The sequence below is a fragment of the Corynebacterium sp. HMSC064E07 genome (assembly GCF_001815745.1).
Taxonomy (GTDB): Bacteria; Actinomycetota; Actinomycetes; order Mycobacteriales; family Mycobacteriaceae; genus Corynebacterium; species Corynebacterium jeikeium_D.
Window position 1 is genome coordinate 1 of record NZ_KV821830.1, and the last position, 10,662, is coordinate 10,662.

Annotated in this window: 11 protein-coding genes, 2 tRNA genes and 2 riboswitches; of the genes, 3 read left to right on the forward strand and 10 right to left on the reverse strand. The window is 57.4% G+C overall.

Translation table 11 applies throughout. The annotated features are described in order from the left end of the window. Window positions 1–187: 187 nt before the first annotated feature. A complete protein-coding gene (gene murA, locus HMPREF3053_RS10740; protein ID WP_224433880.1) occupies window positions 188–1,450 on the reverse strand; it encodes a UDP-N-acetylglucosamine 1-carboxyvinyltransferase in 1,263 nt (420 codons plus the stop codon). A 47-nt stretch (window positions 1,451–1,497) separates the two neighbouring features. Here murA and HMPREF3053_RS10745 point away from each other — a divergent pair, with 47 nt between their 5' ends. Beyond that, window positions 1,498–2,097 carry a cob(I)yrinic acid a,c-diamide adenosyltransferase gene (locus HMPREF3053_RS10745; protein WP_049190259.1) on the forward strand — a complete coding sequence of 200 codons (600 nt, stop codon included), beginning with the start codon at window positions 1,498–1,500 and terminating at the stop codon, window positions 2,095–2,097. A gap of 71 nt (window positions 2,098–2,168) precedes the next feature. On the opposite strand, the gene ramA is transcribed toward HMPREF3053_RS10745, so the two are convergent. The 5 genes from ramA to HMPREF3053_RS10770 all read right to left on the reverse strand — a co-directional run bounded on the left by ramA (window position 2,169) and on the right by HMPREF3053_RS10770 (window position 6,692). After that, a complete protein-coding gene (gene ramA, locus HMPREF3053_RS10750; RefSeq protein WP_005511953.1) occupies window positions 2,169–3,005 on the reverse strand; it encodes an acetate metabolism transcriptional regulator RamA in 837 nt (278 codons plus the stop codon). A 475-nt stretch (window positions 3,006–3,480) separates the two neighbouring features. After that, window positions 3,481–3,738: riboswitch (cobalamin riboswitch) on the forward strand. Between the two features lie 194 nt (window positions 3,739–3,932). After that, window positions 3,933–4,757, reverse strand: coding sequence for an energy-coupling factor ABC transporter ATP-binding protein (locus tag HMPREF3053_RS10755; protein WP_070767702.1), 825 nt, complete (start codon window positions 4,755–4,757; stop codon window positions 3,933–3,935). Window positions 4,758–4,759: 2 nt separating this feature from the next. Next, window positions 4,760–5,497 (reverse strand): cobalt ECF transporter T component CbiQ, encoded by a 738-nt coding sequence (gene cbiQ / locus HMPREF3053_RS10760; protein ID WP_049190262.1) that lies wholly within the window; start codon window positions 5,495–5,497, stop codon window positions 4,760–4,762. Continuing rightward, window positions 5,494–5,871, reverse strand: coding sequence for an energy-coupling factor ABC transporter substrate-binding protein (locus tag HMPREF3053_RS10765; RefSeq protein WP_049173058.1), 378 nt, complete (start codon window positions 5,869–5,871; stop codon window positions 5,494–5,496). Before HMPREF3053_RS10765 ends, cbiQ begins: the two co-directional genes overlap by 4 nt. Window positions 5,872–5,909: 38 nt before the next feature. Then, window positions 5,910–6,692 carry an energy-coupling factor ABC transporter permease gene (locus HMPREF3053_RS10770; RefSeq protein ID WP_083317250.1) on the reverse strand — a complete coding sequence of 261 codons (783 nt, stop codon included), beginning with the start codon at window positions 6,690–6,692 and terminating at the stop codon, window positions 5,910–5,912. Window positions 6,693–6,758: 66 nt separating this feature from the next. After that, window positions 6,759–7,028: riboswitch (cobalamin riboswitch) on the reverse strand. A 303-nt stretch (window positions 7,029–7,331) separates the two neighbouring features. Here HMPREF3053_RS10770 and cysK point away from each other — a divergent pair. Both cysK and epsC read left to right on the forward strand, forming a co-directional pair. After that, the gene (gene cysK, locus HMPREF3053_RS10775; RefSeq protein WP_070767704.1) at window positions 7,332–8,264 is read left to right on the forward strand and encodes a cysteine synthase A; all 933 of its coding nucleotides are present in this window, start codon (window positions 7,332–7,334) and stop codon (window positions 8,262–8,264) included. A 115-nt stretch (window positions 8,265–8,379) separates the two neighbouring features. Next, entirely contained in the window at window positions 8,380–8,973 is a 594-nt protein-coding gene (gene epsC / locus HMPREF3053_RS10780; protein WP_070439056.1) for a serine O-acetyltransferase EpsC, read from the forward strand. A 70-nt stretch (window positions 8,974–9,043) separates the two neighbouring features. Here epsC and HMPREF3053_RS10785 read toward each other — a convergent pair whose 3' ends face one another. From HMPREF3053_RS10785 to HMPREF3053_RS10800, 4 genes are all read right to left on the reverse strand, one after another. Continuing rightward, window positions 9,044–9,325 carry a GNAT family N-acetyltransferase gene (locus HMPREF3053_RS10785; RefSeq protein ID WP_042388192.1) on the reverse strand — a complete coding sequence of 94 codons (282 nt, stop codon included), beginning with the start codon at window positions 9,323–9,325 and terminating at the stop codon, window positions 9,044–9,046. Between the two features lie 107 nt (window positions 9,326–9,432). After that, window positions 9,433–9,888 (reverse strand): hypothetical protein, encoded by a 456-nt coding sequence (locus HMPREF3053_RS10790; RefSeq protein WP_070767705.1) that lies wholly within the window; start codon window positions 9,886–9,888, stop codon window positions 9,433–9,435. 157 nt (window positions 9,889–10,045) lie between these two features. Continuing rightward, window positions 10,046–10,118, reverse strand: a tRNA-Phe gene (locus HMPREF3053_RS10795). 19 nt (window positions 10,119–10,137) lie between these two features. Next, window positions 10,138–10,214, reverse strand: a tRNA-Asp gene (locus HMPREF3053_RS10800). Window positions 10,215–10,662: the final 448 nt, after the last annotated feature.

The window sequence follows — 10,662 nt, forward strand, 5'->3', positions numbered from 1 at the left end:
CACACACCCCACCAAAGACACAAAACCCCAGGTAAAATAGAGAAAACCACCACAAGCCACCACTGGAGAATCACTCCCTACGGTTCTGAAGCATCCAGAACCGAAGACTTGCGATGGTTTTCCGCACCGCGTGTTTAACTAGCACCGTGCGCTTAGCCGTTAGCCACTGACCAGAGGCCAACAATCACTAGCTAACCCGTTCAACCGATGCGCCAAGAGAATTGAGTGTCTCTACGAAGCCCGGGTAACCGCGATCAATGTGATAGACATCGTGCACCTCAGTGACGTCACCTTCTTCAGTGCACAGTCCAGCAAGCACTAGTCCCGCTCCGGCGCGAATGTCCGAAGACCACACAGGTGCCGAACTCAACGTTTCCTTTCCGCGAATCATCACGTGATGACCATCGATAGTCGCGTCAGTGCCGAGGCGAATCATCTCGTCGACAAACCGGAAGCGCGACTCAAAAACGTTCTCGGTAAGCACCGACGTCCCTTCGGACACCGCAGACAGAGCAATGGCCATGGGCTGCATGTCCGTCGGAAAGCCAGGGTAAGGCAGCGTTTGGTAGTTCACACCCTGCGGACGCCCGTCCATACGCACGCGGAAGCCCTGCGGGTAGGTCTCGACCTGAGCGCCTGCGTTCTTCAGTTTTTCCAGAGGAAGGTGCAGGTATTTAGGGTTAATGCCAACGACCGTAATATCGCCGCCGGTCATCGCTGCAGCATAAGCCCAGGTCCCTGCGATAATTCGGTCGCCGACGACCTTGTGCTCAGTCGGGTGCAGCTTCTCGACGCCCTCAACCGTGATGGTGTTAGATCCCGCACCCGAAATCTTGGCGCCCATCTCCACGAGCATCTCGCACAGGTCGACAATTTCGGGCTCACGGGCGGCGTTATCCAGCACAGTCGTACCTTCCGCTAGTACGGCCGCGGTCAGAATATTCTCGGTCGCGCCGACGGACGGGAAGTCCAGCTTGATGTTCGCCCCCTTGAGTCGCCCCGCCTCAGCCACCACGCAACCGTGGTGAATATAGGTGCGCGCGCCCAATTTCTCCAGGCCAGCCTGATGCATGTCCAGCGGGCGGGAACCAATAGCGTCACCACCGGGCAGTGCGACAATCGCGTTACGGGTACGCGCCGTCAGCGGCCCGAGCACACAGACCGAAGCGCGGAACTGGCGCACGGCATCGAAGTCGGCGTGATGCGAGAGTTCTTCGGGCACCGTGATCTCAATCCGGTCGCCCTCGCGCGTAACGGAGCAGCCGAGCCCTTCGAGGACCTTTTGCATCAATGGCACGTCATCAATTTCAGGGCAGTTCGTCAGTACTGTCGTGCCCTCGGCGAGAAGCGCCGCACCCATCAGTTTCAGAACCGAGTTCTTCGCCCCGGAAATCTGAACCTGACCATTTAGCGTCGCTCCGCCTTTAACCAGAAATCGCTCATTTCCCACTCCCCCAGCCAACCACATTTCGCAATATCGCGCTTAGGCTTGAAGCTATGAGCGTTCATCTAACTCGCATTTACACTCGCACCGGCGACGACGGCACCACTGGATTATCCGATTTCAGCCGCGTTCCCAAGGATGATTCTCGCCTTATCGCCTACGCCACGTGCGAGGAGGCCAACGCCGCACTCGGTCAGGCGCTCAGTTTCGGCACGCTTGACGACGAGGTCTCGGCTGTCATCCGCTACGTGCAGAATGACCTCTTTGATGCCGGAGCCGACCTGGCAACACCTGTTGAAGAAAACCCGAAGTACCCGCCGTTGCGTATCGAGCCGGATTACATCGAGCGACTCGAGCACTGGTGCGACCAGTTCAATGAACAACTGCCGAAACTGGATTCCTTCATCCTCCCGGGAGGCACACCAGCCGCAGCACTGCTACACACAGCTCGGGTGATTACTCGCCGAGCTGAGCGTGCAGCATGGGCTGCCTGCCGCGAATTTCCCGAAACCACCTCAGTCCTACCGGCGAAGTATCTCAATCGCCTGTCTGACCTGCTGTTTATTCTTTCGAGAGTGGCCAATGACGGAAACGACGTTAAGTGGATCCCCGGTGGTGAGCGCGAAGCCCAGCGGCAAGCAGGGGGTAAGTAGCGGGTCAGGTAGCAGAACTGACTACCCCAATACCCGCGGGTTTGGACGCAAAGGAACCGTCGTCAAGCGGTTTACGGCAGTGCGCCGATGCGACGGGCCGCGTTGACGGCCTCGTAGCGAGTATGGGCGCCCAGCTTGCGCATTACGGAGCGGAGGTAGGACTTAACCGTCTCGGCACCGATGCCCATTTCCTCTGCGGCCTCGACGTTGGTGTGACCGAGGGCGACACAGGCGAGAACATCGAGCTCACGAGCCGACAGCTTGGTGGTCTGCTTGACGCGAACCGGGGTGACCATCTGGTCACAGAGCACCTCGAGTTCCTGGCGCAGCTTCTCGTCATCCACACGGTTAGCGAGCATGCGCAGCTTGGAGTGCGTGGAACGAACCTGCTCCCACTCAGCGCCATTCATGATGCGGCCGCCCTTACCGTTGCCAGAACGATCCATGTTGCGGCAGGCATCGACGACAGCGAGGTCCTGCTCCAGGCAACGGGCGGTCATTGTGACCTCTTCAAGAACCTTGTCCCCCAGGCGCACCGAGGAGTGCACGCCACCGTAGAGCACGCCACGGACAAGACGCGAAACGATCACCGGCACGGCGACCAGCGAGTGCAGGCCTTCGTCACGAATCTTGTCGTCATACTCATGGGTAATAACCTTGGCGCGCAGGTAGTCACTGACACCCACCGGGCGGCGCGTGGCCAACACGCGACCACCGACACCCGCACCCGATTCCACAGTCAGATTCTGCAGGGCCGGAGTACGCAGGCCAACCCAGTTGTTGATCTGCATCTTAGAGTTATCGGTGACTTCCGCATACATTGTGACCGGAATACCAGTCGCATTCTTTAGGGCGACCAAGGACGACTTAATAACCTCATTGTCGTCCAGAATGCGGTGGGGATCCATCTCGCGTCCTCCTGCGTAACGGGCAAATTGCTTCACTGGCACCCACAGAGGCACCATCAGCCTGTGACTTCGCGCCGACTTACACTCCTACGAAATGGCCAACTACCGCTCAGCGGCCACTGACCCTTTCGGGGGCTGTAAACCGTACAAAGTAGATAGTACCCTCCGAACGGGTACACCTGCATTAAGGCATCCGTCACACAATCTTAGGAAACAACTAGGTTTCTCTACAAGTACGTAAAGAAAATACCAGGATAAATCCTGTCATTAGCCCCGCCTCGGCCGAATAAATACAAGGCAGGGGGTAGCTATTTTTCCGCTAACAAACTGCGTGAATGTTGATAACAGAGGGTAATGAACGGCGTTTTACCCCCAATGCGGACATTTTCGAAAAAGACCTTCGCTTATTTTGCATCGTGCGCTATTGTCATACATGCAACAGGTTTTGTTGAGTTCCACTTTCAATGCTACGTCCTCCACGTGGTTGTCCGAAGGTGGTGCACAGCAAACGCAAGAGGGAATCCGGTGCAATTCCGGAACTGTCCCGCAGCGGTAATCTGGAACAAAATTCGCCAACGGCACTGAGGTTATTTCAACCTTGGGAAGCGGCGAAAAGTAGGAAAATTGATAATAAGGATCTGCACGTAAGCATTGAAGCTTGCGGCAGTCGTCATCCCCTTATTGTCGGTCACGCCAGAAAGTCCGAATACCTGCCTGATGCGCCGAGGGCACTGCAAAGTGCCACGGCCACGGAGATCGCCCGCGGACAGGTGTGACGTGAAATGGAAGCGAAGAAATGCGACAGCTTCGCCTATATTTCTAGGCCTATTTTCATAGGCATTACGCCCTGCCCGCGGGCGCTTTTCTCATTTTTAGCGTGGTTTAGCTGCACATATCGATGAGCTATTCACCAACCAAACCGCTCGCCTAAACATCCTCTGGATGCCACACATCTCGCCCAATCGCCTTGGAGACCACGGGCGCCCAGGGCAAAGCCAATCGAGCATGTTCGACCAACCGTCGATCGGCCAAAATTTCCTCTTTGGAGCCAACTCGCAGTTTGCCGTCGGCAAGCACTGCTGCCCTATCGGCGAAATTCCACGCGAAGTCGATGTCGTGCGTGGCGACGACGACGGCAGTGCTCTGATCGCGCAATTGATTGAGCGTGTGTGCAAGCTTTCGGGTCGCCTGCGGATCGAGGCCGGCGGAGGGCTCGTCGAGAAGCAGCACACGCGGATGCATCGCCAGCGCACCAGCGAGAGCGACGCGCTTGCGCTGACCATAGGAAAGCTGGTGCGGAACGCGTTCGGCGAGATCGGTGATCTCGGCGGTACCTAGAGCCTGCCGGACGCGCCGTTCGACTTCCTCGTTCTTAAGCCCCAGGTTGACGGGACCGAACGAGACGTCTGCAAACACGCTAGCCGCGAAGATTTGCTCATCCGGATCCTGCGTGACCATCTGCACTGAGCGACGGACCGCATTGCGGCCGTGCCGGGAGTACGTGTAGACGGTGCCGTCAAGGCGGACCTCACCACTATTGGGCTTAGACGCTCCCGCGAGCATACGCAACAGCGTGGACTTGCCCGAACCGTTTGCCCCCAACAGCGCTAGGCGCTCGCCACCCGAAATTGCCAGATCCACGCCTTTCAGAACGTGGGTTTCGTCGTAAGCGTATGTAACTGCAGCCGCTTCGACAATGACACCGTTGGCACCATGTACGTGATCAGCGCGATTTTTCCTGCTGCTCGACATCCCTATACACCCCATTTCAGCAGCGCCCAGGCCGCAATCAACGACAAAAGTAATGCACTGGATATCGCGATGAACTTCGGCTGCCTGGGCCGCGAAATCACCAGTACTTTCATTGCGCTCGGATCGGCGCGCAGCTCGATTCCCTCTTGCATCTTGCGCGCGCGGGTAAAGGCAATTACAAAGAGGCTGGCGGACTGTGCCGCTACATCTCGGATCATCGCCCGGCGCGTGGAGTGTCCCAAGCGTCGTGCTTGCGCTTCCGTCATCGAGTGTGCGGAGTGAATCAGCACGCCGGTCATCCGGTAAATCACCTCGGCGAGGTACGTCAAGTATCGCGGCAAGCCGTGCTTGTCGAGCCAGGCAATGAGCTCCGAAATCGGAGTGGTCAGCGCAAAGACCATCGTGCAGCTGATACCCGCAAACGAACGCATCACAACCTGCGCCATTCGCTGCGGGCCATCCGGCGACCACGCGAGACCGTCGGGAGTAAGCGCTACCAAAAGCGGAAACGCGCCGACGAGCACAAAAGCCGCCGGTGCCAGCACCATTGCCACATACAGCTTGCGGGGCACTCGGGCTATGTACGCAATAGACCAAGCAATGACCGCAATGACAGGCGCAAAGGGAATTGGCGGTAGCGCAACCGCCAGAATCAGCAGCCCACCGAGCAGCAGAATCTTTTCACCCACGTTGCGGCGTGCCCAAGCGCTGCGCGCCGCTGCAGCTTCTAGCGCATTCACTGCTCTTTCTCGCGCTTGTCCGAACGCGCAGCAGCCTTCCCTCGGTAGAAGCCAATAACGTAGAACAGGACGCCAGCACCGATAACGGCCTGGAGCGCGAACAGACCCGACTCGACCTCACCCGGCAGCTCGCCGACGAGTGGCTCGAACCACGGCTCGTAGTTCGGGTCGATTTCCTGAATTGTCTCCGTAGCGGTGGCATCAGTGCCGGCGAACGGCTCCTCGGCGTCGTCGTCCCCGTAGTTGAAGAACAGCGGGAACATGGCAATTACGACTACCAGGACAATGAGACCAACGCTGACCCACACGGAGTTCTTCTTCGGCTGGCTAGCTGCCTGTGCGTCGACAATCTGCGCGTTGTTTTTTGCATTCATAATCGTGCTCTCTTTCGCTTCTTTTCGCTTGACGACGGCTACCGCTTCTGGCCGGATACGGATGCAGCTGCCGCATTCTGCGAAGTGGCAGATCCTGCGACAGCGTCGGTCGTGGTGTCTGCATCCTTTGCGTCCAGCGCCGGTGCTGGCGCATCACCGAAGCGGGACAGGAAGCCGAGATCGAGGAGCTCAGAATGTGCCACGGCCAGCAGGGTGCGCATGAGAATGACGGTGACCAGAGCCTCGATGATTGCCAGCGGAATCTGCGTGATAGCGAACAGGCCGAGGAATGTAGCCAGAGCGCCGCCGACACCGCCCGGGTTTGCCGGGTGTGCAAGAGCGAGCTGCATGGAGGTCACAACATAGGTGGAGAGGTCAGCGAAGAACGCTGCCATAAACACACCTGGTAGTAGGCCTCCGCCGAGCTTTCGAGTCAATACGTAGAAGGCGTAGCCAACCCACGGGCCGACGATTGCCATGGAGAAGATGTTCGCACCGAGCGTCGTAATGCCGCCGTGAGCGAGCAAGATTGCTTGGAAGAGCAACACGATGGAGCCAAGCAGCGCCATCACCGGAGGTTTGAAGATTACAGCACCAAAACCTGTACCTGTCGGGTGCGAAGTGGAACCCGTCACAGATGGAATCTTGATTGCGGAGAGCACGAAGGTAAACGCACCAGCAGCACCGAGCAGCATGCCGCTACCGGGATGTTCTTTCATAGTGCGCTTGACTTGAATTGCGCCGTGAATGACAAAGGGAGCGGCAGCTACACCCCACCCAATGCAATGAGCGACTGGGAGAAATCCCTCAGCAATATGCATGATGTAAATCATCTTTCTACGGCGCTATTCACCTCGACAGCACCGCTCGACCGCCAATCCGCGGACGCGAATTGGATGATTTACAGTCGGTCTCCTGGCTGATGGGCTGAGGAAAGCTTCACACTTCTATTAATGCCTCGCCTCCTTCCCCAAAGGTTTGAGTCCCTCTGAGTGGCTTCGACGAAGCACCGCAATCGCTGAGTCCATTGTCTGCGTTTTTCGGTTATCACATATAACCGCTGTGCAGATAAGGGCCGCAATCGCACCCAATCACAGTGGCGAGGGCCGCTGCCTATTCACAAGGCATTCCCGTGCACTGTAAATCACGTCTCAGAATAGTGGATTCTAAGAAACTTTAATGCTCTTTACCCTCACAATGGAGGTAAGGACGAGCAAGGCAATGAGATAGCGTTAACGTGGCAAGAGCAGGAGCATTGCGACAATAGCGGTGCGACTGCGACGACGCCGGCCGCGGCGACTATGACGGTGGCAACACCGGAACTGACAGCTTCCACTTCCCTACGCAAGCCATGAAATAGACGAACTGGTCTGTACTAATTGCAGGATCAGGCGTACACTACGGCTACACGCGAAAACTCATTAGGAAGTCCTCTGTGATTTCCGGAATGGATAAGATTAATGACTATTTATAACGATGTCACTGAACTGATCGGCAACACCCCGCTGGTTAAGCTCAACCGTGTTACCGAGGGCCTGCCGGGCAACGTGATTGCCAAGCTGGAGTTTTACAACCCTGCCAACTCGGTCAAGGACCGCATCGGCAACGCAATTATCGATGCCGCCGAGCGCTCTGGCGAGCTCAATCCGGGCGGAACCATCGTCGAGGGCACCTCGGGCAACACCGGTATCGCGCTGGCAATGGTCGGCGCAGCCCGCGGTTACAAGGTCATTCTCACTATGCCGGACACCATGAGCCAGGAGCGCCGCGTCGTTCTGCGCGCATTTGGCGCTGAGCTTGTACTCACCCCGGGCGCGGATGGCATGCGCGGTGCTGTCGATAAGGCCAACGAAATCGTAGCTAACACCGACAATGCAATCCTGGCTTCCCAGTTCGCCAACCCGGCCAACCCGGCTATCCACGAGGCAACTACTGGTGAAGAAATCTGGGAAGCTACCGACGGCAAGGTTGATTACTTCGTGGCTGGTGTCGGCACCGGCGGCACCATTACCGGTGCTGGTCGCGCGCTGAAGAAGCACAACTCGGACATCAAGCTGGTTGCCGTTGAGCCGAAGGCCTCCCCGCTGCTGACCGAGGGCACCGCCGGCCCGCACAAGATTCAGGGCCTGGGCGCAAACTTCGTCCCAGAGGTTCTCGATCAGGAGCTTCTCGACGAGATCATTGCGGTTACCAACGAGGACGCTATTGAGGTCTCCCGCAAGGTCGCTGCAGCCGAGGGCATCCTCGGCGGCATTTCCGCCGGTGCAAACATCAAGGCTGCTCTCGAGATTGCAGCCCGCCCGGAGTCCGAGGGCAAGAACATCGTCGTGATTGTTCCTGACTTCGGCGAGCGCTACGTCTCCTCCATCCTGTACGAGGATCTGCGCGACTAAGACCAAGCGCTATAAACGCCCGTAACCTTCTCTGCAGAGCCCGCTAGCTGGCACTTTCCGTCGGCAAGCGGGTTTTTGCATTGCCCACACTTCCGACCAGATAGAATTGACGCCCATGAGTGACTTTTTCCGAATCCTCAAAGAGGATCTGGACAATGCCCGCGCGCACGACCCAGCTGCGCGCAGTGATGTAGAAAATGCCATTGTCTACTCCGGCCTACACGCAATCTGGATTCATCGATTCTCGCACCGCCTCTGGAAACGAGGCGGGATTTCCAAGGGCATTGCACGAGTACTCGCACAGTTTTCCCGTTGGCTGACTGGTATTGAGATTCACCCAGGCGCTCAAATTGGCCGAAGGTTCTTCATCGACCACGGTATGGGCATCGTCATTGGTGAAACCGCAGAGATCGGTGACGGCTGCATGCTCTACCACGGCGTGACGCTTGGCGGCCGCTCACTGGAGAAGGTAAAACGCCACCCCACCCTGGAGGACAACGTCACCGTCGGAGCAGGTGCGAAAGTCCTTGGCCCCATCACAATTGGTGCAGGCTCATCAATCGGCGCCAACTCCGTGGTCACCCACAGCTGCCCACCCGATTCCATCGTGATAGGAATTCCGGGCCGCGTACGCCCTGCCAAGCCCGAAGAGCACAAGCCGTTGTGCGATCCGGCGGTGTACGTCCAGGGTGACGGAGACTTCATCTAGCCCCGCCCTAAAACTAGCTCTACATACAAAAGCCGGCCGGCTTCTTTGTGCGTTCTTCGCCCTTCAGCGACTAGTCAGCCAGTAGATCCTGGTATTCCGGGTTTTTCTCCACGAAGTTGGCAACAGCGGAGCAGCTGGTGCGAATCTTTCGGTTGTTCTTCCGAACATCATCCAGCGCGCCTGCGATAAGCGGCTTGGACAGGCCTTGTCCACGGAACTTGCCATCTACAACCGTGTGGTCAAAGTCCAGGGCACCTTCCACCGGGGTGTAAGCGGCAAAGCCGGCCTCTTCTCCCTCTACGGTGAGAACATAGCGCTGACCGGCCTCATCATGCGAAATAGTGTGTGCCATTTTCGGAATCACTTCCCTCTCATGGTTGTGAAGCGTCGTCATTGCAAACGACTCTTAGGATGTAACCCAGATAACAGCTCTCGCTTCGGATTAATTCCGAATTCTGGTTAATTCTGCACTAGCGGGGGTTCGCCCGGGTGCTCGTCGGCACGCCCGACAGCGACACGGCACGGGACATCGCCCTTCGCGACCTTGGTCGCAGCCTCCCCCTCTGCCCACCCCGGGCTGACGGCCTCAGCGAGCGGGCCTGCCAGATCCGCCATTTCGCAGTGAGACAGCCCCGGAGCCACCACACTGATGCGGTAACGCTTCCGATCCCCCGGATCCATGCCCGGGTTGGCCTCCGCCCACAAATCAGCGAGCGAAGAGGTGCGCCCCACATCGGGCATGGCATCCTCGTAGACGTTGACGTCCTGATCCGGAATCAGTTCCGCGAGCACCCCACGAACCTTCTCAGCAGCCGATTGGCTGCCCTCAGCATCCGTGTAGACGAAGATGCGCACGACCCACGGCAGCGTCTTATCGTCGGACAGCGTTCCTGCTGAGGCGAATTCCTTACTCATGCACAACATCCTATCCGCTAGGGTGTGTACGCGGTTTAATTTCCCCCACTTTAAGGCTTTCGCACGGCTCGATGCACTGTGCTTTACGACGATCCCCGCGACAAACATCTGGTAAAACAAAGAATCCCCAGCCCGTTTCCAGGCTGGGGATTAATTGTGGCCAGAAGCGGGATCGAACCGCTGACCTTCCACTTTTCAGGCGGACGCTCTACCGACTGAGCTATCTGGCCAGACTTGAAATTAATCAAGTGGCGACCCTGACGGGACTTGAACCCGCGACCTCCGCCGTGACAGGGCGGCGCGCTAACCAACTGCGCCACAGGGCCTTAAATGCCGTGCTCAACTTTCTGGATTACCAGCGCTGTGCACGAGTTGTTACTCTACAGAACAGCGCTGAACATAAGCAAATCGCCAGTTCATGGCAGATATTTTAAGTTGAAAACTGACATCCAGCCCCGGGTCTCGGGGCAACCTAGACTGTGGCAAAAGCTCTCCCCACCAAACCCGGGTAAAGCCCCCCCTCTCCCCCAGTGTCACTGATGCGAGTTACTGACTACGTTTATGGCTGGCGGCGTTGGGGCGATGCGAGTTACTGACTACGTTTATGACAAAAATGGCTCGAAAAATGGCCTGAAAGTGTCATAAACTCATACAGTTTCACATTTGCAGCCCGTAGTTTTTGGCTTCTCACCAGTCACCATCTTGAGAGTCAGACACACTTTTTGTCCATTACCCACGCCGAGGGTTAAGTAAAGAAAAGTGTGTCCGCATGCC